Consider the following 23,545-nt stretch of genomic DNA (forward strand, 5'->3'; position numbering starts at 1 on the left):
CTGGGAGGGCTGGGGAGGGGGTTATTTTTTTAAGAAAAGCGCTTCTTTAATTGATTTTAATCGGTTTGATATTTTGACATTAAAGGGGTGCTTAGGCGGATCTTTAGGCTTTTCTTTTGGGTCATAAAGCATTCCGGTGCATAAACACATTTTGTTGTCTTTACTTTTTAGAATTTCATAATTGGTACAGGTTTGACATCCTTTCCAAAAACTTTGATCGCTCGTCAATTCTGAAAAAGGAACAGGTTTGTACCCCAAATCGGAATTGATTTTCATTACCGCTAAACCAGTGGTGATTCCAAAAACTTTAGCCTCTGGATATTTTTTTAACGAATAGTCAAAAACAAATGATTTAATTTTTTTTGCTAAGCCTAGATTTCTGTAATCCGGATGTACAATCAACCCGGAATGTGCTACAAATTTTCCGTGTTGCCAACTTTCGATATAGCAAAAACCGGCAAATTTCCCGTTGTCTAATGCGATAATGGCGTCTTTGTTTTCCATTTTTTTCTGGATGTATTCAGGAGTTCTTTTAGCAATTCCCGTACCTCTCAATAGTGCGGATAATTCTATGGTTTCGCATATTTCCTGCGAATATTTATAATGTTCTTCCTGAGTTGTTATGATAGAAATGTTCATGTCAAAAGCTGGATTTTTGAGTTATAAAATGATTTAGGGGTCTTTTTTGAAATGCATTTTTTCTAAAATCTATTGTTTTTTCAAAACGGGTCAGGGCAGTACAATAAAATGAATTAAAGTGCACTAATGATGCCTTAGTTTTAATTTGTGGATAGATTGATCCAGTGAAAAATAGCGGTAATTTCAAAACAAAAAAATAAAATGAATAAAGATACGAAACAGCTTTTGGGTACTATATCGATAGCATCCGTACTTCGGGAGAAGTAGAAGGTCTGTTTTTCCGTGACAAAGAAGTTATATGTACACTTATTGTATTCATTGATACAAAAGTACACATATTTTTATAACACAACGCTACTTTTGTCTTTTGTAACAAAGTTTTAATAGATTGTTGTTTTTTTTAATCCAAGAAAAACGCATTTACAGGCATAAGTATCAAGGCGTTTATCGAATAGTAAAGTCTTTAAAACATCAGTTTCTAAACTTGTTTTGGTTGATAATTTCTTTAATTTTAGATTTTAAATCTTCTCCAGTGTCATAAACCATTTGTTCGCTACTAGGAAAAGGAATTGGACTTCTGTCAAAATAAGAATAATTATCATCAGTGGCGAGTCGGTCTCCTTTGTAAGTGGCATTTATAGTTTTGAGGTTATCCACCATAACAACTTTCCTTTTTCGTCTAAAACTTCTTTCCCATTAGTATCAATCAGTTTTTTGACACTGTCTTTGATGATGCGTTCTTTTACAAATTATCTTTCTTTAATTTGCTCTGGCGAAATATAAATTTATCTAAAATGGATTGCCATTCCATAATCATACCCAATTCCTTTTTGTTTGTTGCTGAGGTAAACAGTCCATTTATCGTTTAATCCCAATGTGCAGAAGTCCAACAAATCATTTTGAAGACGAACCGGAATAATCATGTTCGTTTCGTTTTTAGTGAAAACCGAAACATAATCAGAACCTTTAAATTCAGCCTCATCCAGCAAATAAACATATTCCTGCTTGCTTTTTTTGTCTTTATTGATATTCAAATTCGAATTATCAATTGTCTGATCGTAATTTCCGGAGCTTAACAAGTTTTGGGTTTGCTTTACGCCACATGAGGAGAGTAGTACAAAAAAGGAGAATAAAAAGGTGATTTTTCCCCTGTGGTTTAGTATTAAATAATGGTGTTGTTCCGGCAGTTTATTTTAAGTGGATTTTTTTTTGTTTTTAGTTTAATGCTTAAAAAAAGCCATAAAAAAACCCAACAAAAAGAGTACAATTGTTAGGTTTTTGAAGGAGTATTTTATTTTTTATTTGCGAACAAAAGGAGGGAGCAGTTTGCTGGAAACTTCACCAAAGCCAATGCGTACTTGTCCGTTTAGACAATATCCTTTCATAATAACAGTATCATTATCATTGATGAATTTACGTTCAGTTCCATCCTTTAGTTTTATAGGATTTTTCCCGCCCCACGATAATTCTAACATGGAACCGTAACTGTCCGGTGTAGGGCCTGAAATGGTGCCAGAGCCCATCATATCGCCAGAATTTACACGGCAACCATTAGAGGTATGGTGTGCTAATTGCTGGCTCATGGTCCAATACATATATTTGAAATTCGAACGTGAAATCACAGTTGCTTCTGATTTTTCAGGTTGTATGGCTACTTCTAAATTAATGTCAAAAGAATGTTTTCCTTTTTGTTGCAAATAGGGAAGTGGCGTCGGTTCTTGTTTGGGTCCTCTTGTTCTAAAGGGTTCCAAAGCATCCATAGTAACAATCCAGGGTGAAATAGAAGTGGCAAAGTTTTTTGCTAAGAAGGGGCCTAGCGGCACGTATTCCCATTTTTGAATATCGCGAGCACTCCAGTCATTCAATAAAACCATTCCGAAAATATAATCTTCGGCTTCGGATACTGCAATATTTTCTCCCATGATATTGACATCCGTAGTGATAAAAGCGGTTTCCAGTTCAAAATCAACAGAACGGGAAGGCCCAAAAACAGGTGTGGTTTCACCATTAGGTAAGGTTTGTCCCATAGGTCTGTGTACAGGAATTCCGGAAGGAATAATGGTAGAACTTCGCCCATGATATCCTACAGGAATGTGAAGCCAGTTGGGCAATAATGCGTTTTCAGGATCGCGAAACATTTTCCCTACATTTGTAGCGTGTTCCTTGCTTGAATAAAAATCCGTATAATCGCCAATTAATACGGGTAACTGCATTTCTATATCTTCCATTTCAAAGATGATTATATCTCTGTCTTTGGTATTATCTTGTAATTTCAGATTTTTTTCGTCAAAAATTTCAGCAATTCGGTTTCGAACCAAACGCCAGGTTTTTTGGCCGTCTGAAATAAAATCATTTAAAGTGTCCTGCATGAACATATCATCGGTCAGTTCTATACCTTCAAAATAATTTAATTGTTGTAAAGCACCCAAATCGATTGCGAAATCTCCAATTCTAGTTCCAACTGTTACGATGTTTTCTTTGGTTAAAAAAACACCAAAAGGAATATTTTGAATGGGAAAATCACTATTGAATGGTACTTCTAGCCAGGACTTTCTATTGGTATCGTTAGCTGTTATCGGCATATTTTGTTAATTATTTTGTTAAAAAATTACTCATCAAATATATTATAATCTAACTATTAACCAAACGTTTTTTTGTATTTTTGCATCAAAATTAACGAAAATCAAAGAAATGCAACGCGACGAACAAATTTTCGACCTTATTCTGGAAGAACAAGAAAGACAAATTCACGGATTAGAACTTATCGCTTCGGAAAACTTCGTAAGTGATGAAGTAATGGAAGCAGCTGGTTCTGTTTTAACTAACAAATATGCTGAAGGGTATCCTGGCAAAAGATACTACGGCGGTTGTGAAGTAGTTGATGTTGTGGAACAAATTGCTATTGATCGAGCTAAAGAATTATTTGGTGCTGCATATGCAAATGTACAACCACATTCTGGTTCTCAAGCCAATACAGCGGTTTACCACGCTTGTATCAAACCAGGAGATAAAATTTTAGGTTTTGACTTGTCTCATGGTGGGCACTTAACGCATGGTTCTCCTGTAAACTTCTCTGGACGTTTGTATACTCCGTCTTTTTATGGTGTAGACAAAGAAACTGGACGGTTAAATTACGATAAAATTCAAGAAATAGCCACTAAAGAGCAACCAAAACTAATCATCGCAGGCGCTTCGGCTTATTCTCGTGATATGGATTTTGAGCGATTCAGAGTAATTGCTGATAGTGTTGGCGCTATTTTATTAGCAGATATTTCTCACCCTGCCGGGCTTATCGCCAAAGGCTTGATGAATGATCCATTGCCCCATTGCCATATTGTAACTACTACAACTCACAAAACATTGCGTGGCCCTCGTGGAGGATTAATTTTGATGGGTAAAGATTTCGAAAATCCATTTGGTTTAACCACTCCAAAAGGAGAAATCAGAATGATGTCTTCCTTATTAGACTTGGCCGTTTTCCCAGGAAATCAAGGTGGTCCGTTAATGCATATTATTGCTGCAAAAGCAGTCGCGTTTGGCGAAGCTTTGAAAGATGAATTTTTTACCTATGCGTTACAATTGCAAAAAAACGCAAATGCAATGGCAGATGCTTTTGTAAAAAGAGGGTACGAAATCATTTCTGGCGGCACGGACAATCACATGATGCTAATTGATTTAAGAAATAAAAATATTTCTGGAAAAGATGCTGAAAATGCATTGGTAAAAGCAGAAATTACTGTGAATAAAAACATGGTACCTTTTGATGATAAATCACCATTTGTAACCTCAGGTATTCGTGTAGGAACTCCAGCTATTACCACTCGTGGTCTGGTTGAGGAAGATATGGAAACCATTGTGGCATTAATAGACCGGGTATTAATGAACCATACGGATGAAGATATTATCGAAGAAGTAGCCAATAAAGTAAACGAAATGATGAGCGAAAGAGCTATCTTCGTATACTAAAAAATACGTCTTAAAGGTTTTAAAGTCGAAAGTCGAAAGTCTTTGATTAGAATTTAATATTCTGTCTTAGTTTTTGGCTTTCGACTTTATGACTTTATGACTTTCTAACTTTAAGACTAAAAAAATGTCCGTACTACGATTAAAATTACCAACAGATCCCAGATGGGTCAATATTGTAGAAAAAAATATCGAGGAAATCCTCACAGATCACGCTTGGTGCGAACAGAAAGCAGCCACAAATGCGATCACAATAATCACCAATAACTCCGAGCATCAGGATCTAGTGAAGGATTTATTGGCTTTGGCCAAAGAAGAACTTGATCATTTTGAGCAAGTACATGATATTATCATTAAACGCGGCCTAAAGCTGGGACGCGAGCGTAAGGATGATTATGTCAATGAACTGTATCTGTACATGAAAAAAAACGCTACCGGAAACAGGATTTCTGCTTTAGTGGAACGGTTATTGTTTTCAGCTATGATAGAGGCCAGAAGCTGTGAGCGTTTCAAGGTGCTTTCAGAGAATATCAACGATGAAGAATTAGCTATTTTTTATAGGAATTTAATGGAAAGCGAAGCAGGACATTATACCACTTTTATAACCTATGCACGTAAATATGGGGTAGGAATCGATGTTGAAAAACGATGGAGAGAATGGCTGGAATTTGAGGAGAATGTTATAACAAATTATGGAAATAAAGAAACAATTCATGGATAAAATCTATTTTCTGTGTTTGTGTTTTTATTTTAAATAAATTTATATTCGCGTAATTATACTAGTAATCAGTAATTTGTGTTTTATTTCTTTTTAAAGAATGCTGTTTTAATTCTAAACTAATTTTTTTTGCTGTAAATTTATATTTTTTGATTTATATTTATGTTTTTAAATTTAATTCTAACGATCATCTATTGCTATGAAGCTCAATTTTAATTATGATGGAAACATAGCTTGCAGGGCTATATTGCAAGAGCAATTAGAAAAATTAGAGATTAATTATCAACTTTTAGACTTAGGGCAAATTGAAATTGTGGATGCTATTTCAGAAGAGAGTTTGAACGCACTTCAGGATGTTTTAAAAAAATATGGGATTCAAATTATCAATAATCCAAAAGCACAATTAATCCAAAAAATTAAAGATGCTATTATAGAAATAGTGTACGATAAAGATAAATTTCCGGACGTAACGATATCTCAATATTTAGCAGACAAACTGAACTTCAGATATGGGTATATCACTAATGTTTTTTCAGAATATACCCATACCTCTATTGAGAATTTCATTATTATTCAAAAGATTGAAAGAGCAAAAAAATTAATAATTGAAGAGAAACTGACTTTAACGGAGATTTCGTATGAGTTAAACTATAGCAGTGTAGCCTATTTGTCTACGCAATTTAAAAAAGTAACCGGATTAACTCCTTCCTTGTTTAAAAGAATTGTAGGTAAAAGAAGGAAATTATCAAACAAAGAATAAATAAAATTTAAAAAATAATTCCCTATTTTATGATTGCACACCAAGATTCAATGCATATTCTTCTGGCTGATGATGACGAAGATGATCGCACTTTTTTTAGTGAAGCTTTGCAAGAACTCAAAATGAACAATGATTTAACGCTGTTTAAAGATGGTAAAGATCTGATGGATTATTTAGAAAATCCATTAAGTAAGTTGCCTCATGTTTTATTCTTGGATTTGAATATGCCCGGAAAAACAGGACTGGATTGTTTGAATGAGATTAGAGCCAATAGTCGATTTAAAGAGATTTCAATTGCAATATATTCTACTTCTTCCTCAGAGAAAGATATTGAAGATACTTTTGTCAAAGGAGCCAATATTTATATTAAAAAACCAAATGACTTTATAATGTTGAAAAAAGTAATCAAGGAAGTTGTACACATGAATTGGCAATTTCATTCTTCAGGACTAAACATAGAAACTTTTTTCTTTAGCATATAAAAAAGAATAAATGAAAATTTTAGGACTATATAAAAATTCTCAAGTCTTTAAAATAGCTTTGGCCATTGCAATTGTTGTGGTTTGTTATATTGCTTCAATGTTTTATTCTCAAATGGAAAAACTGGATTCAACAGTTGAATTAATTGCAAATTCAAATGAAACCCAAATCGAATTAGAGAAACTTTTGTCGATTATCAGTATTTACGAAACGAGTTTGCGGAGTTATATCATAACAAAAGAAGATAGCTATATTGAAAATCGGTTTTTGAGCAGAGGAAAAATAGAGGAAAGCATCAAAAAGTTAAAAGAGTTGACCGCTAATAACGCTTTGAGAAATAAAGATATTGAACAGCTCGAAAAAATCATCGATTACCGCTTTAAGTTATTCAGACAAACCTACATTATTGCTAAAAGTAAAAATTCCGGCCCGATTGATTTAAATGCAAAGTTACTCGAAAGTAGTAAAGTCACTGAAGAAATGAAATCCTTTGTGACCGAAATTATATTTTCGGAAAGTAGAAAAACAAAATTTCAAAATGACAACCATCAATTTGAATTGCAGGACTCCTTAATTACGGCTTTTTTATTAGTCATCCTCTCGCTTTTGATTTTATTGCTTTCCTTTCAAAAAATGAATGTTGATATTGACGAACTTAAAAAAGCAAATGACGCATTAAATTTACTAAACGAATCCTACAACGCTGCAGAAAAAACAGCAGGTTTTGGACATTGGATGGTTAATATAGAAACAAAAAAGTATACTTTTTCAGATAATTTATTCCGTTTAATGGGAGTTGAGCCTAAAGCTTTCGAACCTAATATTGAAAATTCGATTCCGTACATACATCCCGATGATTTAGAATATGTAACTAAAGTACACCAGGATTCTTTGATAAATCACCAGTCGACTTCCATGATATTCCGATTTTTAACACCAAACGGCGATATCAAATATATTATGGGTGTTGGAAGTTTTACTACTAATGGAAAAGGAGATTTAATAAAAATTGGGGTAAATTATGATATCACTAATCAATATAAAAAAACACTTGAATTAGAAGAAAGTAATAAAGAACTAAAATATATTAATACAGAACTGGAAGCTTTTAATGACATTGTAAGCCATGATTTGCAAGAACCGCTTCGTAAGATTCAAATGTTCATTTCCAGACTGGAAGAAAAAGAATTGGACTTGATTTCACGACAAGGGAAGGAATATTTTTCTAAAGTACGCGTGGCAGCTAACAGAATGCAAACGTTATTAATTGATTTAGTCAATTATTCCAGAACTATAAAAGGCGATAAAGTTTTTGTAACAACGGATTTGAATGTAGTTTTGGGCGAAATACTCCAGGATTTATCATCAAATATTGAAGAGAAAAAAGCCGAAATTCAAATAGGTAAATTACCAACCATTACTGCAATACCTTTTCAAATTAAACAGCTCTTTATTAATTTGATTTCCAATTCACTTAAATACAGCAAGGAAGATACAGCTCCTGAAATCAGTATCACCTCTAAAAACATTACGGATAAAGAAGTCCGTGAGTATAAAATAAGCAACAAAGACGAGTATTATAAGATTGTTGTTGCTGATAACGGAATAGGTTTCAAACAGGAATATGCCGAAAAAATATTTCTTTTGTTCAAGCGTTTGGAAACTGATTCTAAATATTCAGGAACCGGGTTGGGATTGGCTATTTGCAGTAGAATTGTAGACAACCACAATGGTTTTATACAAGTAAAAGGGAAGCCAAATGTAGGGGCTAAATTTTATATTTTTATTCCAAAAGGGGAAGTGATTTAATTAAATTACAAAAAAATAGAATGGTAACAATATCAGAAGCTACTACGAAAGATTTAAAAACCATTCAGGAGATTGCCTATAAAACTTGGCCTCAAACCTATGGAGCCATATTGTCAAAAGAACAAATTGACTATATGCTTGAACTCTTTTATTCAGAACACGCATTACTTGAAAATTTGATCCAAAAAGGACATCGTTTTCTTTTGGTACATCAGGATGAATTTTGCCTTGGTTTTGCCTCTTATTCACATAATTATTTAGCGCAAAACCTAACGCGGCTGCACAAGATTTATTTGCTTCCAGAAGCACAAGGAAAAGGAGCAGGGAAGCTATTGATTGATACAATTGAAAATTTGGCTAGAGAAAATAATTCGGTGGCGGTCTCTTTGAACGTAAATAAATTCAACAACGCATTGTCTTTTTATAAAAAAATAGGGTTTGAAATTGTTTCCGAAGAGGATATTGAACTAAAGCACGGGTATAAAATGGAAGACTACAGAATGGAAAAAAAGCTATAATCACCAAAAATTGCTTATTGAACAACAGCAGGAGAAGTTAGGAAGAGTGCGTATACTTCCGGAGTTATAAAAGTAGATGACAGTACACCACCATAAAAAATGGACTTGAGCGGAGTCCCAAAAGAGCAGCATCAGCCGACCATTTTTTGACGGTTATTTTACCCGAAATGAAAAAAAGTATTCAAAGTAAGGACACCTTGATCTTTAATAAAGAATTTGAGAATATAACAATCAACTGTAACCGATGTCATGCAATGGAAAACGCACCTTTTTTTACGATCAAGACACCCACAGACAGAATCACCAATAAGAAAATAATATGTTAGAAAAAATCATTAATACAGACAATTCAAAAACCACAATAATCATTCGTTTCATAGTAGGAGCAGTGTTTTTATCGGAAGGTATTCAAAAGTTTTTGTTTCCAGCAATTCGCGGAGCTGGGAGATTTGAAAAAATAGGTTTGCCTTCACCTGATTTATTAGGAAGTTTTGTTGGTGCATTTGAAATTATTTGTGGCGTCTTACTTTTAATTGGGTTGTGTTCGCGCTTAGCAAGTATTCCTTTACTTATAGTTATGCTAGTAGCATTTGCAACAACAAAATCAGATGTTTATTTAGAAAACGGATTTTGGGAACTGCTTCATGGTAGCAGAACTGATTGGGCAATGCTTTTAGGTAGTTTTTATTTACTAATAAAAGGGAGTGGATTTTGGTCTTTGGATAAAGCTTTGATGAAGAATGAATGAACTTGTAAATCCAATTACAAATAAAAAAAGATGGTCTGTTGCCAGACCACCTTTTTAAACAAATTATAAAATCTAAATTAAAGTAAGTCAAAACGGTCTAGGTTCATCACCTTAGTCCATGCTGCTACAAAGTCCTTTACAAATTTTTCTTGACCGTTTTTATACCCGTAAACTTCAGCTATGGCTCTTAGTTCCGTATTAGAACCAAAAATAAGATCTACACGAGTTCCTATCCACTTCAATCCGCCTGTTGTACGATCACTTCCTACGAATGCGTCATCTGACTCAGAAACTGCTTTCCAGGTGGTACTTAAATCAAGTAGGTTTACAAAGAAATCGTTTGTAAGGGTTTCTGGATGTTTCGTGAAAACACCATTTTGAGACTGATCGAAGTTTGAATTCAATGCACGCATACCGCCTACAAGAACAGTCATTTCTGGAGCTGTTAAGGTCAATAATTGCGCTTTGTCAATCAGCATTTCTTCTGCTGATATCGTATATTTTGTTTTAACATAGTTACGGAAACCATCTGCTTGAGGCTCAAGAACGTCAAATGATTCTATATCTGTTTGTTCTTGTGATGCATCTGTACGTCCAGGTGTAAATGGTACTGAGATAGTTTGACCTGCTATTGATGTCGCTTTCTCTATCGCTGCACTACCACCTAAAACAATTAAATCAGCAATTGAAACTTGTTTACTATCAGATTGAGCACTATTGAACTCTTTTTTGATATTCTCAAGTTTGTTAAGCACTTTTTCCAGTTGTGCTGGGTTGTTCACTTTCCAGTCTTTTTGTGGAGCAAGACGAATGCGACCCCCATTAGCTCCCCCACGTTTGTCAGAACCACGGAAAGTAGAGGCAGATGCCCACGCAGTTGAAACTAATTCTGAAACAGACAATCCTGAAGCAAGAATAATAGTTTTAAGGTTAACTATATCTTGATCATTAACCAATGGATGTGTAACCGCAGGAATTGGATCTTGCCAAATTAGTTCTTCAGCAGGAACTTCTGGTCCCAGATAACGTACTTTTGGTCCCATATCTCTGTGAGTAAGCTTGAACCATGCTCTGGCAAATACATCATTAAATTCTGCCGGATTTTCTAGAAAGCGTCTTGATATTTTTTCATAAGCAGGATCAAAACGTAATGAAAGATCTGTAGTCAGCATAAACGGTTGATGACTTTTGGAAGGATCATGAGCATCTGGCACCGTGCCAGCGCCTGCATCCCCTTTTGGTTTCCACTGATGGGCACCAGCTGGACTTTTGGTCAATTCCCATTCGTATCCAAAGAGATTTTCAAAATAGTTATTACTCCATTTTGCAGGTGTTGTTGTCCATGCTCCTTCAAGACCGCTGGTTATTGTATCTCCTGCATTTCCGGTACCGAAGTTGTTTTTCCAGCCTTTACTTTGCTCCTCAATAGGGGCTGAAGCCGGTTCTCGTCCTACATATTTATTTGGATCTGCAGCACCGTGGGTTTTACCTAATGTATGTCCACCTGCACTTAACGCTACGGTTTCTTCATCATTCATTGCCATACGAGCAAACGTTTCACGAATATCATGAGCGGCCAATACTGGATCTGGATTTCCATTAGGCCCTTCTGGATTTACATAGATTAATCCCATTTGAACTGCGGCTAGCGGTTGTTCTAATTCGCGTTCTTCATTGTAACGATTGTCACCTAACCATTCCCGTTCTGAACCCCAATAAATATCTTCATTTGGTTCCCAAACATCCTCACGACCTCCAGCAAAACCGAAAGTTTTAAATCCTGCGGATTCAAATGCACAGTTACCACTTAAAATTAATAAATCAGCCCAAGAAATTTTTCTGCCATATTTTTGTTTGATGGGCCATAGTAACAAACGAGCCTTGTCTAGATTCGCATTATCAGGCCAACTGTTTAGTGGTGCAAATCGTTGTGTACCAGCTCCAGAACCACCGCGTCCATCAGCAATACGATAAGTTCCTGCACTATGCCATGCCATTCTAATAAAGAATCCTCCGTAAAAACCATAATCTGCCGGCCACCAATCTTGTGAAGTATTCAATAAATCCATAATATCTTGCTTTAAGGCAGCATAATCTAAAGACTTGAACTCTTCCGCATAATTGAACGAATCCCCCATTGGGTTTGACAGTTCAGAGTGTTGGCGTAAAATGTTTAATTTTAACTGATTTGGCCACCAGTCTCGATTTGAGGAAGCTGAACCAGCACCATGCTTTGCAGGAGTACCAGCACTCGCACCATGATTAAATGGACATTTGTTTTCTCCGTTGACATCGTAAGATTTGGAGCTCGGGTTTGTGTTATTTTCCATAGTATGATTTGTTTTTTATTTTCTTTAAAGCAAAGTTACATACAAATTACTTTTCCTAAATTAATTTTTAATAGATAAAAACTATAGTGGTTGTCATTAATTCTGAATTTATCAATTTATTAAGAATAATCAATTAAAAAGTCATCTGCATTTGTGTCTTGGTATTCTTTTGGTTTTAAGTGCACTAGTTTACTAGAATTGGGCTCCACTTTTTTTTAGTTCTGATTTATGTTTAAATAAAGGAAATGGAATAGCAAAGGTGGTTATGGAATATCTCAATTGAGATAACACTTCTTATACTGATAAATTTAGTGCGAACTAAAAAATAAATGATAATTTAATCCCAAACTAAGCCATCCTTGGTGCTGTTAGCTGTAACTTTAATCCAAAAAACAAAAAAATGAGTTTATTTGACGATAAAAAAAGTAAGGATCAAAATCCGATAGTATCAGCTCATGAAGCTTGGGTTGGAATTTTATATTCTTGCATTTCTGCGGACAATCAAATTACTGATTCGGAAACAGCAGCATTATCAAGAGTATTGCATTCTAAAGAACAATTTATAGGAATCGATATTGCGCCTCTTTATGCAAAATCCTATACTTTAAGAATTGAAATGGGGCAATTAAAATATCTTTCTGCCTGTTGTGAATGGATCCAGAAAGAAGATAAAGAAACCGTTTTTGCACTTGCATTAGAAGTACTACTTGCGGATGGAAAATTGGAGAAGGAAGAAAAAAACATAATTGAAGTATTGTCTAATCGACTCCAAATAAAGGCAGCAATGACCAGTAAAATAATTGAAGTGATATTCTTGAAAAATAAAGGAAATAACAAAGAGATATAAACAGGCCAATGTAAACCGTGTCATAATATAAAAGAGGTTTGATCTACACTGATTTTGTAAGACTAACAATTAGAAGAGTATTTTGAATTGCAATACTCTTTTTTGGTTTGATGCGTTATTTATGTTGAATTTATTATGTACTTTAGAATACTGTAATTACGGAACCAAAAACAACAAGAATTATTCGCGACTGTTGTTTTAAAAAAAACTATTGACCATCAAAAAGAAAATCAAAATAGCAAAGGAAAGTATTCACAAAAAACTTCATAGGGAACCCATAATCACGCATCCCAGACTGAAGTTTATCCCTAATGTTGTACTCAATTTGATCAGTTGTCTAGTTACATTAATCATAGTGGGAACTTTACTGTATTTAGTGCTGCACTATCTGATCATGAAATTTTATTATTTGGATTAAAAAAAAAAGCCATATTTTAAAAATTGAAATTGAGTATAAAACTAATAGTACTCATATTCGTTTTATTTAAAATATAATTTTTGTTAGCATAGGTTTCACCCGCATTGAACTTGTGTACATACAATAATTGCGCATCAAACCCTTTTAACATCCCCTGAAATTGGTAGCGAACATCAGCATTGGTCTGCACATAAGAAGGCAATTCGTATTTATTTAAGGAAACATTTTTCACGTCTGGCAAATCAAAATAACCTACAGCCAAATGCGATTTGAATATTTTTTTAGGATTCGTATATTGTATTTTGGTCATTACCGCATGCACATCTCCAAAACCTTCATTCCGTTCTCTGGCCATAAAGGTGTAAAACGGGTCTCGTCCCCATTCTCGTGGCATTAAATACCTTCCTTTAGCAGTTATTCGATTGTAATTTAAAGTAATTTCTATTTTTTTATTCTGCCAGCCTAATCTTCCACCAAAAGTTTGTGAATTGCCATTTTTTTCAAAATAGGTTTTGCGTGGATTTTTATTTCCGCCGAAATTCAATGCATTTTGGTAAATCGTCTGAAAACCAAAAAGCAGTTTCGAGTTTGGATTTAAATTGTATTTGTAGTCCATTTGCAATAGCGCCGAATTGAATATATTCTCAGCATATTGGTTCCATATAAGTGTTTTTAAATTCTTTATCGATTCATTTTGTATGCCTACAATATAAATTCCGTTACTGTCTAAATTCCCTGCATAATCGGATTTTGTTCCATCGGGATTCACGCCAGTTGGGTAAATCCCTATGGATTCTGCAATTCTGAAATATTTCATGGTACTTCGTGGCGAAATTCCGTATAGGTACCCTACATTTATTTTAGTTTTTTTGAGTTCATTAAAATCGATCCATATTCCATCGACTTCAGTAGGCCGCATTCTGCCGTCCTGCAGATTTATGAACGACGTATTCAGTAGTTGTTTTCCAAGGGTTACATTAGAATTTTTGTAGTTGTATTTTAAAAATAATTCTTCTAACCGGCTTAAATTGTCTTTACTTGATACGTTTTGAAAATCAAAAAGCGCTACTTCATATCTATTGGATAAATTTGTTACCGGATCTTTTTTAGAAAAATCAGAAGAACCGATATCATAAATGTAATAGCCACTGACCCCAAATTGAAAATTATGAAATTTAGCCGTTTCAAACTTTACACCGCCACCAACAGCATTGGCATAATAATCAGATAAGCCACTTTCATTGTTGGTACTCATAAAAAAATAGCGAAAATGGCCGATGAAGTTTCCGTTTTTGAAAGCATTTAAAATCGAGGTGGAATCAATTTTTTTATTATTTTTCTCTTTCCAAACGGCTGGCTTATTCGAAACTTCCTGATATTGTGCCGAGGAATGGAAACTAATTAAAAGTAAAAAAGTTGAGATTAATATAGCGAAAAAAGATTTCATTTGTAAGTCTTTAATTTTTTTACAAAAATAATCGGAGTCCTATAAATGGGAGGTAACTTTTATCACATTGGCCCAAAAAATAAAGCCGAATGTTTAAACATTCAACTTTATGACTTTTGACTTTACGACTTAATTATTATCTGAAAGTATAATCAACACCGGTAACTTGAGTTAAGAGTGTTTCAGGAGCATCAAGAATTATTGCGTTTTTTTGCGGTGTAGGTGTAACAGGAGAATTTTGTTTTAAATAATCTCTCATCACCGAATGCAAGGTTTTATTAGTGTTTTTAGCATCCATGATGCCTTTCATCCTGCAAAGCATGTCCACAGGATCTCCGTCACGCTCACAGGCCATGATTGAATACAATTTATCAGGATCTAATGGCGTATTTTTCATCGTAATACTTTGAACTCTTTTGTCCATTTCGGCAAAAGCATTAAAGCGGACTTCCATTCCTTTGAACTTAACTACCCATCCACCAAAGCGTTTAGAAGCGTCATCAGCAAAAACATTGTTTAATTCTTTTTCCAGCCAGTTTTTCAATTGCTTTCCGGTAACTTTGGCTGTTCTTACTGTGCTGTCAACTGGTAACATATCAAAGATAAATCCGTTTGTAATAGGAATGTTTCCGGTTTGATCCGGTGTTGTTTTTGGTGGACAAAAGCGAAATCCATTCGAAAGATTAATATCAATATCTGGAAATTTCCAGTGTAAGGCATTCAGGATCATTGTGTCAATTGGATTTTCTACTACAAAATAGCGGTACAAAGGAATCGTGCTGTATCCAATAATGGTATTGATTTGTTCCTGATAAACGAATTCTTTTTCTATTAATAATTTTTCTATTGTTGCATCCGGTTTTATTTTTGGAGAGTCAACTTCCAGTAGTTCATAGTTGTCCTCAATGACTTTTCCGTTGAGAATGGTTAAATCTAATTTTCCAATAAACGAACCAAAAGCTCCCGGTTCAACCACTTTTGAATACTTACAAACAATTGGTTTGCGCACTCTTTCATGTGTGTCGCCACCCAAAATGTAGTTTACACCCTCACATTCCGGTCGGTTTGCCAATGCTATTTGCTGCGATAAACCTAAATGTGCAATTATAAGTACATAGCTACATTGTTCCTGATTTCTAAGGACATCCACATAATGCGCCAGATTTTCTTCAGGATCAGTATAGATAATACCTTTGCTGTAATTGGGACTTTGTCTTAGCGGTACTAATGGATCGGTATATCCTAAAAAACCAATTTTTGCTCTGGCAACATGCCAAATAGTATACGGTTGAAAAATAAGTTCCCCACGTTTTCCATTGCCCAGGTCATGATACATATTGGTACAAATTTTTGGTGCATCAAGGGAACCTAATAACGTTTGCATCTTTCTTTTTCCATAAATCACCTCCCAATTTCCGGGAAGATATAAGTCGTAATTCAATGCATTTAAAATGGGAACAAAAGCTTCACCGGTAGTTTCTATGCTTAATTCGCTACCTTGAAACATGTCGCCGGTGTCAATGGTATACGTATTTGGATTTTTCTTTTTGAGTTGTTTCAGTAAAGTTGCTATGTAGGCATAACCGCCCGTTTTTCTAAAAACAGCTTTCCCATTTTCCCAAAATAACTCATCATGCGGATGAATCTGACAATGCACATCAGTGGTTTGAAGAATAGTAATTGTTTGCGGTTTAGTACCATCGATTGCTATATTCAAGTTTTTTTCTGTGGGCTCAGTTGTATTTGCAATAACGGAAATAGGTGAAATAATCACTGCGCCTAGACTTAAAGTTCCTACTGATTTCAGGAAATTTCTTCGGTTATTGCTCATCTTTTTTAGGTTTTTAGGTTTGTTTTTTAACAGATTTTGATACGGTAGTTCATTTTATTTTGCTAAAAATAATCGGTACTGGTATTTAAAATCCTCCCTTTATATAGCTCCAGCCTTGCTCTTGTTTTTCTACAATTTCAGCAATTCCAACCGGCACATATTCTACTTCGGAGATTAATTGGTCTTTGGTTACTTTCTGACTTTTCATGGTGTTTTCGCATACTAAAAAACGAACTCCTTTTGCCCGTAGCGCTTTTATGGATTCTAATTGTTTTGATTTTGCAGTCATTACAAATGGTAAACCCATACTGTGAATTACTACTTCGTATTTGGCATTTGGCCAATATGTCGTTAGATTTTTTAGTTGGTTTACAATTGCTTTTTGTTGCAAAGTATCAGTAGCATTGGTAAACTGAAAAACGATTTTGTGGTTTTGCGCTTTTTTTTGTGCCAATGTGCCAATGGAAATCATGATAAATACCAGGATAAATGAAAGCGTTAGGTTTTTCATAATGGAGTTTTAAGATTGTTTTTTTTGTTTTTCGTTTTTTCGGCTTTTATTGGTTTGAAAGGTCCAAATTTATGTTGGGTTTCCGTAAATGAATCTGAAAATGGACCAAAAGGATGATCCACCGGTTTTTTGGTAATATTGGGCCAGTCTTGACTTAAATCTTTCGACGGTCTTTCCAGATTTCCTACATAAGCAGCAATATCCCAAGATTCTTCATCTGATAATTGAGGGCTTTCATAAGATGCACCCAATGGCATATTGTATTTTATATAGCCGGCAAACCGACTGATTCTAAACAATCCTGCGCCGCTATTATATGAATTTTTGCCCCAAAGTGGCGGATAGGTGTATTCCTTTTTATCTTCGGCCAAAATTCCCTGACCATTCATTTGATGGCAACTGGCACATTTTTTATTATACAATGCGCTTCCTTTTAGGGGATCGGCAGCACGATTTAAATATTCCAGATCATAAATTCCCGAGGCATTCGATTCTTTCCCTTTAGGTACATTACTGCCAATATATTCAATGTACGCGATCATGGCTTTCATTTCCTTTTCATCTCTTTCCAGAGGCTGACCATTCAAACTTCTCTCGATGCAATCGTTGACTCTTTTATAAAGATCTTCTACTTGCCCGCTTCGGGATCTCATTTTTGGATACATCGAATATACGGAACCATAATTGTTTCCCCAAGGCTTTGTACCGGCATCCAGATGGCAATTGTTGCAATTCATTCCATTAGTAATTGGTTTGACACTGCCATTTGGACCCAAATATTTTGCCGTATGCGCAATTAGATCTTTGCCATATTCTACTTCCTGTTTTAAAGTTGAATCTTTAATCAGAGCGATGTCAGCCGCTTTCCAGAATTTTGCCGTTTCATTTTGCAAAATCACTTTTTTCTTTGCATCGATATAAAGAGAATCGAGATTTGAATCATTATTTTGAAACGAAGCGGTAATTGTGGTATTGAAAAACAAACCGACGAAGAAAACCATTACCAGGAAGATAATGGTTATAAACAGATAGATTAGCCTTTTTACGAGCGATTTAAATGGAATGATATTTTGTTTTTCTGGATTCATAGGGTATTAATGAGGCAGTTTGTCTCTAAAATAACCATATACCCAAGTTCCCACTATTGCAAAAAACAGAGTAACAATCATCACTGTGGCACCCGTTCCAATTTGTGCAAATAATGGTCCAGGACAAGCTCCTGTTACTGCCCAACCCAATCCAAAGATAAGGCCACCATAAATTTGGCCTTTGTTGAAAGTTTTGTCATGAAATTCAATTTTTTCGCCATAAATGGTTTTAATATTGAATTTTTTTATCATGAAAACGGAAATTATCCCCACCACTACAGCACTTCCTATGATGCCATACATGTGAAAAGATTGGAAACGAAACATTTCCTGGATGCGATACCAGCTGATTACCTCGGATTTTATAAATACAATACCAAACAAAACACCTATGATTAAGTATTTCAAATTGTGATGCCATTTGTGTTCTAATTGGCTCTCGTTGATACAAACCGTATCTAAAGAACGCGTTTCGAAATCTGTATTTTGATCTTTAATGTTCATAATTTGTAATTTAAAGTGAAAGAATAAATGGTAAAATAACATTTGCCATAATCAATCCGCCAATGAAGAAACAACATGTTGCTATAAGCGATGGCATTTGTAAATTAGACAAACCAGAAATAGAATGACCGCTGGTGCAACCTCCCGCATAGCGAGAACCAAAACCAATAAAAAAGCCACCAATAACCATCATAAAAAAGCCTTTGAGTGTAAATAAACTTTCCCACGAGAACAATTGTTCCGGTAACATTCCATAAATTTCAGTTATACCGTAGCCTGCCAATTCGGTTTTTAGATTTCCATCAATAGTAATTGGATTTGGATTTGACAAAAAGCTGTACGCGATCACACCACCTAATATAATACCGAAAACGAAAAACATATTCCAAATTTCTTTTTTCCAGTCATATTTGAAAAACGTAATATTTGCCGGTAAGCACATGGCGCAAGTGTGGCGTAGAGAGGCGCTAATACCAAATGATTTGTTTCCAATGATTAACAAAGCCGGAACCGTAAGTCCAACTAATGGACCTGCAATGTACCAAGGCCAAGGTTCTTTGATTAATTCTAAAATTTCCATATTTATTTTTTTATTACAACAAAGGTTATATTTATAAATGAGTAGTTGTGTTACTTTTGTCACACAAGAAAAAAAAAGTAAAAAATGACAATAATTTTATTTTTTTAATAACTCGTCTAGCATTTCTCGGAACGAATCACTATTCCAATTTGCTGTTCCAATTTTGGCTACGATTACATTTCCTGATTGATTAATAATATAGGTTGCCGGAATTGTCGCCGATTCCATTTCTAATGGAGGATTGGTTACCGATTGATACACAGGAAGCGTCAGATTTTCTTTAATCATAAAAGCATTTGCCTTTTCGAAGGAATCCGTTGTCACAAACAAAAAGACTATTTTGTCTTGATAATCAACATATAATTTTTGAATGCTTGGCATTTCGGCAATACAAGGTGGACACCAGGTGGCCCAGAAATTAATGAATACTATTTTACCTTTGTATGCGTCCAATGACACCGTCTTTCCGGTGGCGTCTTTTAATTGCCATTGATAAGTTGACAGTTCTTTTTGATCCATAACGGCAATTGTTTTAGGCGAAAAAGCAATTAATCGATTCAGTTCTACTTTTACAAAAGTGCCCAACGGACTGAACAGAAGTAGTGCTATTAATACGATAAAAACAATATTTTGAACAGTCGATTTTTTTAATTTTTTTGGCTCCATTTTTTTAATTATTATTCTCTAAAAAGAGATGATTTTAGATTAAAATTAGCGGGTTGTTTTTTATAAAGAGTCTTTCGGCATTCGGATTTCAATAATTAGTGATGATACAATGGTGATGACACCGATTAGAACAATAGCATAATTTACACCAAATAAATCGGCTGTTATTCCTGAAATAATGGCGCCTATCGCATATCCTAAATCCCTCCAAAGTCTGAATGTACCAATGCTTTCGGCTCTCTGATGCGGATTTGTCGCCTGTGCAATGGCGGATAAAAAAGTAGGATAAACTAACGCCGTTCCTAAACCCAAAAATGCTGAAATTGCGGCCAACTGATAGAATGCTGCAGCAAAAGGAATAAAAAGTATCGCTATTCCCTGAAGTAACATTCCCCAAAACAACATCTTTTTTTTCGAATAAACATCAGACATTTTTCCGGTTACCAATTGTCCAAAACCCCAAACAGTAGGATAAATGGCGGTTATAATTCCAATATTCTGTGAATCATAATTCAAAGAAAGCAACACAATAGGTAAAAGTCCCCAAATCATGCCGTCATTCAGGTTATTGACTAATCCTGCTTGTGTTATGGTGCTTAATGTTTTGTTTTTGAAAGTGGTTTCGAGAAAAATATTATCTAATTTTTCAGTTTTATTCGTTGTGTTTTCTTGGTGAGCAAATACTCGGGTATCTTTCACAAAAAACAAAGTCAATAAAAAACCAATTATCGAAATCCCAATTCCCAAGTAAAAAGGGTAGGGCGTAATGCCATATTTTTGTGCAATGTAGCCTGACAGAAAAGCAACTAATCCAACGGCAAAATAACCGGCAAACTCGTTGAGTCCCATCGCAAGTCCACGATCTTTTTCCCCAACCAAATCAATTTTCATCACCACTGTACTGCTCCAGGTAAGTCCTTGACTAATTCCCAATAAAATATTGGCAAAAATCACCCAGTTCCAAGATTCTGCATAAATTAAAATAAAAGGAATTGGAATGGCTAGAATCCAACCGAATAAAAGCAAATTTTTTCTTCCGAAACGGTTCGCCAGTTTGCCCGTAAAATAATTGGTAATGGCTTTTGTAATTCCAAAGGCAATGATGAAAGAGAGAATAGCCGTTTTTGAAGCAATGCCAAATTCAATCTCAGCAAATTTTGGAATAATGGTTCGTTCCATGCCTATCATCCCGCCGACAAAGGCATTGACAATAACCAAAATAGTAAATTGTTTCCAATTTTCTTTCAGTCCAAGTTTGGTTGTATTTGTTTTCAATTGATGTAATTTATGAATTTAAAATCTTCGTTTGAAAAAGAAGTTAGGAATAAAAAAGTGTAAGTTCTTATAATTTGTAATATTCTAATTGGTAGTCACCTATGTGTTTTTTATTTTCTAGGATGGATTTTTTATGCTTGAAATAGTTGATTGTCCCAAAAACAAAAATGATAAATGAAGTGATAAAAAGTGCGATTTCAATCAGTAAACTATTTTCAATTTTGAGCAGATTTCTCAAACTTAAACCTGCAATCAAAAAATACATTGACGTTCTCAAAAAGGCAAGAAAAGTAGATTGGTTGGCCAATACAGTCCGTTGCAATGCTAATTTTTCTCTTAAAATTAAGTCTTTGTTTGCTGCTTTTTTTGTTTCCATATTATTTTATAATTAAGTGCAAAAAGTAGTTTAGTTGTATTTGTTTCGTAGAAGAGTAAAAATGAAAATTTTTTCTAAAAGCACTATCAAATTTACTTCTTTATTTAAATGAATTTGAAAAATCAAATGTTTTTTCAGTATTTATAAGTAGAATAAAATCAAAGTGTTTTTATTGTCCTCTAATTTTCATTGCTGAATAAATAAATAAATATGCAGTTTAAAACAACTACTTTTCTTGTTTTAAACTGCATACACGATTTTTAAAACAACAGCTGTTTATTTGCTTATCGCTTCGTTTACATCTTGCCAAGTACCACCATTGGTCACGTTTTTGAAACCATTTTGTTCCAAAATCATTTTGGCTTGACCGCTGCGATTACCGCTACGGCAGAAAACAATAATATGCTCTCTTTCTTTGAATTCTTCTAATTGGCTCGCCACTTGATCCAAAGGAATATTGGTTGAACCTTTTACGTGACCTTCTGCGAATTCTGACGGTGTGCGAACATCTACTAAGAAAGCACCTTCGTTTATTAATTTTTCCATTTGTGTGGTGTCTTTTTTTGAAAACAGATTTTTAAAAATTCCGAACATAGTTGAGGTTTTTAGTATTCAATAGGATTATTTTGGCTCATCCACTCATTCATTCCAGGAGAATAGTTGAGCACATTTTTATACCCATTTCGCGCTAATAATGAATAGGCAATTGCTGCCCTGTCACCACCTTGGCAATGGATTAATACTTTTTTATCCTTACTTATTTTGTCCAGATTATTTACTAAAGTACCTACAAATACATTATCAGCTTCTTTGATATGACCTGCATTGTATTCTGCAACACCACGAAGGTCAACAACTTGAACATCTTTTTCTTGTTGTAAGGCTTTAAATTCTTCTATTGTAATTTGATTTACTTTCTCCAAAGAACCGCCATTTTCTTCCCATATTTTCGTAGAAGGAATGTACCCGTGAATGTTGTCTAATCCAATTCGCATTAGTTTTCTAGTCAAATCATCTAATTGTGATTCATCGGCAAGCAACATAAAAGGTTCTTCATACGTAAGAAACCATCCTGCCCAAGTGGCAAATGAATTATTCCCTTGAATGTTGATGCTTCCCGGAATAAATCCTGTAGAAAATTCCGTTTTATCTCTTGCATCAATCAATTTGATTCCTTTTTCTAAAGCTGCTGTTAACTCGCTATAATCCAGTTGTTTTAATTTTGGAACAGTTGTAAGAAGCGGACGATCTACTTTATTTAGTTTTTTCATCATCGCGAAATATTTTGGCGGTTCCGGTTGGTCTTCCAATAAATATTTTACAAATCCAGTTTCATCATTTTTATGCTGAAAAGCCCAGTTTCTTATTTTTTCATATCCTACAGTGGTGCTTGGAACGGCTCCTAGTGCTTTTCCACAAGCAGAACCTGCTCCATGACCTGGCCATACTTGAATATAATCAGGTAATGCATCGAATTTAGTAATGGATTGATACATTTGTTTAGCACCAATGTCCTGTGTTCCTTTCATTCCTGCTGCTTTTTCAAGCAAATCAGGTCTTCCTACATCTCCCACAAATACAAAGTCACCGGTGAACAACATGACAGGCTCATCGCTGGCAGGCGTATCGGTTAGCAGAAAACTGATGCTTTCCGGAGTATGTCCTGGTGTATGAACTACTTCTATTTTTAAGTTTCCTACTTTCAGAACATCACCATCTTTAATGCCAACATGAGGGAATTCATATTTCCAATCGGATCCGCCTTCCGCTGAAAGGTACATTTCTGCTCCCGTCAAAGCTGCTAATTCTCTGGAACCAGCGAGGAAATCAGCATGAATGTGTGTTTCTAAAACATGAGTAATTTTCATATTGTTCTGCTTGGCAATTTCAAGGTAGGTGTCAACATCCCTTTTAGGATCGATAACTGCGGCTACACCTGCTTTTTGACAGCCAATAAAATAACTTGCCTGAGCAAGACTCTTGTCGTAAATGTGTTGAAAATACATATCGTTTATTTTTAAGTTTATTATTCATTTG

Annotated in this window: 24 protein-coding genes; 8 read left to right on the forward strand and 16 right to left on the reverse strand. The window is 34.8% G+C overall.

Annotation, left to right across the window (positions count from 1 at the left end; all coding sequences use genetic code 11):
* Positions 1 to 21: 21 nt before the first annotated feature.
* The 4 genes from EKL95_RS11260 to fahA all read right to left on the reverse strand — a co-directional run bounded on the left by EKL95_RS11260 (position 22) and on the right by fahA (position 3,221).
* Entirely contained in the window at positions 22 to 639 is a 618-nt protein-coding gene (locus EKL95_RS11260; protein WP_126462824.1) for a GNAT family N-acetyltransferase, read from the reverse strand.
* Between the two features lie 471 nt (positions 640 to 1,110).
* Positions 1,111 to 1,299 carry a hypothetical protein gene (locus EKL95_RS15380; RefSeq protein ID WP_143392182.1) on the reverse strand — a complete coding sequence of 63 codons (189 nt, stop codon included), beginning with the start codon at positions 1,297 to 1,299 and terminating at the stop codon, positions 1,111 to 1,113.
* Between the two features lie 125 nt (positions 1,300 to 1,424).
* The gene (locus EKL95_RS15385) at positions 1,425 to 1,718 is read right to left on the reverse strand and encodes a hypothetical protein (protein ID WP_317125164.1); all 294 of its coding nucleotides are present in this window, start codon (positions 1,716 to 1,718) and stop codon (positions 1,425 to 1,427) included.
* A 219-nt stretch (positions 1,719 to 1,937) separates the two neighbouring features.
* Positions 1,938 to 3,221, reverse strand: a complete 1,284-nt coding sequence (gene fahA / locus EKL95_RS11270) for a fumarylacetoacetase (RefSeq protein WP_126462821.1) — start codon at positions 3,219 to 3,221, stop codon at positions 1,938 to 1,940.
* 109 nt (positions 3,222 to 3,330) lie between these two features.
* Here fahA and glyA point away from each other — a divergent pair, with 109 nt between their 5' ends.
* The 7 genes from glyA to EKL95_RS11305 all read left to right on the forward strand — a co-directional run bounded on the left by glyA (position 3,331) and on the right by EKL95_RS11305 (position 9,635).
* Positions 3,331 to 4,605 carry a serine hydroxymethyltransferase gene (glyA, locus tag EKL95_RS11275; protein ID WP_126553685.1) on the forward strand — a complete coding sequence of 425 codons (1,275 nt, stop codon included), beginning with the start codon at positions 3,331 to 3,333 and terminating at the stop codon, positions 4,603 to 4,605.
* Between the two features lie 124 nt (positions 4,606 to 4,729).
* Positions 4,730 to 5,323 carry a tRNA-(ms[2]io[6]A)-hydroxylase gene (locus EKL95_RS11280; protein ID WP_126462815.1) on the forward strand — a complete coding sequence of 198 codons (594 nt, stop codon included), beginning with the start codon at positions 4,730 to 4,732 and terminating at the stop codon, positions 5,321 to 5,323.
* Positions 5,324 to 5,519: 196 nt separating this feature from the next.
* The gene (locus EKL95_RS11285; protein ID WP_126462812.1) at positions 5,520 to 6,080 is read left to right on the forward strand and encodes a helix-turn-helix domain-containing protein; all 561 of its coding nucleotides are present in this window, start codon (positions 5,520 to 5,522) and stop codon (positions 6,078 to 6,080) included.
* A 29-nt stretch (positions 6,081 to 6,109) separates the two neighbouring features.
* A complete protein-coding gene (locus EKL95_RS11290; RefSeq protein ID WP_233588557.1) occupies positions 6,110 to 6,562 on the forward strand; it encodes a response regulator in 453 nt (150 codons plus the stop codon).
* A 10-nt stretch (positions 6,563 to 6,572) separates the two neighbouring features.
* Positions 6,573 to 8,369: an ATP-binding protein gene (locus EKL95_RS11295; RefSeq protein WP_126564242.1), complete on the forward strand. Its 1,797-nt coding sequence runs from the start codon at positions 6,573 to 6,575 to the stop codon at positions 8,367 to 8,369.
* 20 nt (positions 8,370 to 8,389) lie between these two features.
* On the forward strand, positions 8,390 to 8,887 hold the full coding sequence (locus EKL95_RS11300; RefSeq protein WP_126462807.1) for a GNAT family N-acetyltransferase: 498 nt from the start codon (positions 8,390 to 8,392) through the stop codon (positions 8,885 to 8,887).
* Between the two features lie 319 nt (positions 8,888 to 9,206).
* Complete coding sequence (locus tag EKL95_RS11305) at positions 9,207 to 9,635, forward strand: DoxX family protein (protein WP_126564243.1); 429 nt, start codon at positions 9,207 to 9,209, stop codon at positions 9,633 to 9,635.
* A gap of 77 nt (positions 9,636 to 9,712) precedes the next feature.
* On the opposite strand, the gene katG is transcribed toward EKL95_RS11305, so the two are convergent.
* Positions 9,713 to 11,965, reverse strand: coding sequence for a catalase/peroxidase HPI (katG, locus tag EKL95_RS11310; RefSeq protein ID WP_126564244.1), 2,253 nt, complete (start codon positions 11,963 to 11,965; stop codon positions 9,713 to 9,715).
* A gap of 400 nt (positions 11,966 to 12,365) precedes the next feature.
* Between katG and EKL95_RS11315 the strand changes: the two genes are divergently transcribed.
* Complete coding sequence (locus tag EKL95_RS11315) at positions 12,366 to 12,812, forward strand: tellurite resistance TerB family protein (RefSeq protein ID WP_126462796.1); 447 nt, start codon at positions 12,366 to 12,368, stop codon at positions 12,810 to 12,812.
* Between the two features lie 434 nt (positions 12,813 to 13,246).
* Here the strand turns inward: EKL95_RS11315 and EKL95_RS11320 are convergent, their stop codons facing one another.
* The 11 genes from EKL95_RS11320 to EKL95_RS11370 all read right to left on the reverse strand — a co-directional run bounded on the left by EKL95_RS11320 (position 13,247) and on the right by EKL95_RS11370 (position 23,514).
* Entirely contained in the window at positions 13,247 to 14,677 is a 1,431-nt protein-coding gene (locus EKL95_RS11320; protein ID WP_126564245.1) for an OprD family outer membrane porin, read from the reverse strand.
* Between the two features lie 136 nt (positions 14,678 to 14,813).
* Positions 14,814 to 16,508 carry a bifunctional metallophosphatase/5'-nucleotidase gene (locus EKL95_RS11325; protein WP_126564246.1) on the reverse strand — a complete coding sequence of 565 codons (1,695 nt, stop codon included), beginning with the start codon at positions 16,506 to 16,508 and terminating at the stop codon, positions 14,814 to 14,816.
* Positions 16,509 to 16,593: 85 nt separating this feature from the next.
* Positions 16,594 to 17,019, reverse strand: coding sequence for a DsrE family protein (locus EKL95_RS11330; protein ID WP_126462786.1), 426 nt, complete (start codon positions 17,017 to 17,019; stop codon positions 16,594 to 16,596).
* A complete protein-coding gene (locus EKL95_RS11335; RefSeq protein ID WP_199736829.1) occupies positions 17,016 to 18,107 on the reverse strand; it encodes a c-type cytochrome in 1,092 nt (363 codons plus the stop codon). Before EKL95_RS11335 ends, EKL95_RS11330 begins: the two co-directional genes overlap by 4 nt.
* 6 nt (positions 18,108 to 18,113) lie before the next feature.
* Positions 18,114 to 18,611, reverse strand: coding sequence for a DUF6691 family protein (locus tag EKL95_RS11340; RefSeq protein ID WP_126462783.1), 498 nt, complete (start codon positions 18,609 to 18,611; stop codon positions 18,114 to 18,116).
* Between the two features lie 10 nt (positions 18,612 to 18,621).
* On the reverse strand, positions 18,622 to 19,185 hold the full coding sequence (locus EKL95_RS11345) for a YeeE/YedE family protein (protein WP_126463080.1): 564 nt from the start codon (positions 19,183 to 19,185) through the stop codon (positions 18,622 to 18,624).
* Positions 19,186 to 19,287: 102 nt separating this feature from the next.
* Positions 19,288 to 19,857 (reverse strand): TlpA family protein disulfide reductase, encoded by a 570-nt coding sequence (locus EKL95_RS11350; protein WP_126553699.1) that lies wholly within the window; start codon positions 19,855 to 19,857, stop codon positions 19,288 to 19,290.
* Between the two features lie 60 nt (positions 19,858 to 19,917).
* Positions 19,918 to 21,132, reverse strand: a complete 1,215-nt coding sequence (locus EKL95_RS11355; protein WP_126564247.1) for an MFS transporter — start codon at positions 21,130 to 21,132, stop codon at positions 19,918 to 19,920.
* Positions 21,133 to 21,199: 67 nt separating this feature from the next.
* A complete protein-coding gene (locus tag EKL95_RS11360; RefSeq protein ID WP_126462775.1) occupies positions 21,200 to 21,508 on the reverse strand; it encodes a DUF202 domain-containing protein in 309 nt (102 codons plus the stop codon).
* Between the two features lie 276 nt (positions 21,509 to 21,784).
* Positions 21,785 to 22,102: a rhodanese-like domain-containing protein gene (locus tag EKL95_RS11365; RefSeq protein ID WP_126562570.1), complete on the reverse strand. Its 318-nt coding sequence runs from the start codon at positions 22,100 to 22,102 to the stop codon at positions 21,785 to 21,787.
* A gap of 11 nt (positions 22,103 to 22,113) precedes the next feature.
* A complete protein-coding gene (locus EKL95_RS11370; RefSeq protein WP_126462769.1) occupies positions 22,114 to 23,514 on the reverse strand; it encodes an MBL fold metallo-hydrolase in 1,401 nt (466 codons plus the stop codon).
* Positions 23,515 to 23,545 lie beyond the last annotated feature (31 nt).

The organism is Flavobacterium sp. LB2P53 (assembly GCF_003970305.1).
Lineage (GTDB): Bacteria > Bacteroidota > Bacteroidia > Flavobacteriales > Flavobacteriaceae > Flavobacterium.

Excerpts from the sequence above, each read along its gene's own strand:
- EKL95_RS11260 (WP_126462824.1), bottom strand. The coding sequence starts at position 639 with ATGAACATTTCTATCATAACAACTCAGGAAGAACATTATAAATATTCG.
- EKL95_RS15380 (WP_143392182.1), bottom strand. The coding sequence starts at position 1,299 with ATGGTGGATAACCTCAAAACTATAAATGCCACTTACAAAGGAGACCGA.
- fahA (WP_126462821.1), bottom strand. The coding sequence starts at position 3,221 with ATGCCGATAACAGCTAACGATACCAATAGAAAGTCCTGGCTAGAAGTA.
- glyA (WP_126553685.1), top strand. The coding sequence starts at position 3,331 with ATGCAACGCGACGAACAAATTTTCGACCTTATTCTGGAAGAACAAGAA.
- EKL95_RS11280 (WP_126462815.1), top strand. The coding sequence starts at position 4,730 with ATGTCCGTACTACGATTAAAATTACCAACAGATCCCAGATGGGTCAAT.
- EKL95_RS11285 (WP_126462812.1), top strand. The coding sequence starts at position 5,520 with ATGAAGCTCAATTTTAATTATGATGGAAACATAGCTTGCAGGGCTATA.
- EKL95_RS11290 (WP_233588557.1), top strand. The coding sequence starts at position 6,110 with ATGATTGCACACCAAGATTCAATGCATATTCTTCTGGCTGATGATGAC.
- EKL95_RS11295 (WP_126564242.1), top strand. The coding sequence starts at position 6,573 with ATGAAAATTTTAGGACTATATAAAAATTCTCAAGTCTTTAAAATAGCT.
- EKL95_RS11300 (WP_126462807.1), top strand. The coding sequence starts at position 8,390 with ATGGTAACAATATCAGAAGCTACTACGAAAGATTTAAAAACCATTCAG.
- EKL95_RS11305 (WP_126564243.1), top strand. The coding sequence starts at position 9,207 with ATGTTAGAAAAAATCATTAATACAGACAATTCAAAAACCACAATAATC.
- katG (WP_126564244.1), bottom strand. The coding sequence starts at position 11,965 with ATGGAAAATAACACAAACCCGAGCTCCAAATCTTACGATGTCAACGGA.
- EKL95_RS11315 (WP_126462796.1), top strand. The coding sequence starts at position 12,366 with ATGAGTTTATTTGACGATAAAAAAAGTAAGGATCAAAATCCGATAGTA.
- EKL95_RS11320 (WP_126564245.1), bottom strand. The coding sequence starts at position 14,677 with ATGAAATCTTTTTTCGCTATATTAATCTCAACTTTTTTACTTTTAATT.
- EKL95_RS11325 (WP_126564246.1), bottom strand. The coding sequence starts at position 16,508 with ATGAGCAATAACCGAAGAAATTTCCTGAAATCAGTAGGAACTTTAAGT.
- EKL95_RS11330 (WP_126462786.1), bottom strand. The coding sequence starts at position 17,019 with ATGAAAAACCTAACGCTTTCATTTATCCTGGTATTTATCATGATTTCC.
- EKL95_RS11335 (WP_199736829.1), bottom strand. The coding sequence starts at position 18,107 with ATGAATCCAGAAAAACAAAATATCATTCCATTTAAATCGCTCGTAAAA.
- EKL95_RS11340 (WP_126462783.1), bottom strand. The coding sequence starts at position 18,611 with ATGAACATTAAAGATCAAAATACAGATTTCGAAACGCGTTCTTTAGAT.
- EKL95_RS11350 (WP_126553699.1), bottom strand. The coding sequence starts at position 19,857 with ATGGAGCCAAAAAAATTAAAAAAATCGACTGTTCAAAATATTGTTTTT.
- EKL95_RS11360 (WP_126462775.1), bottom strand. The coding sequence starts at position 21,508 with ATGGAAACAAAAAAAGCAGCAAACAAAGACTTAATTTTAAGAGAAAAA.
- EKL95_RS11365 (WP_126562570.1), bottom strand. The coding sequence starts at position 22,102 with ATGTTCGGAATTTTTAAAAATCTGTTTTCAAAAAAAGACACCACACAA.
- EKL95_RS11370 (WP_126462769.1), bottom strand. The coding sequence starts at position 23,514 with ATGTATTTTCAACACATTTACGACAAGAGTCTTGCTCAGGCAAGTTAT.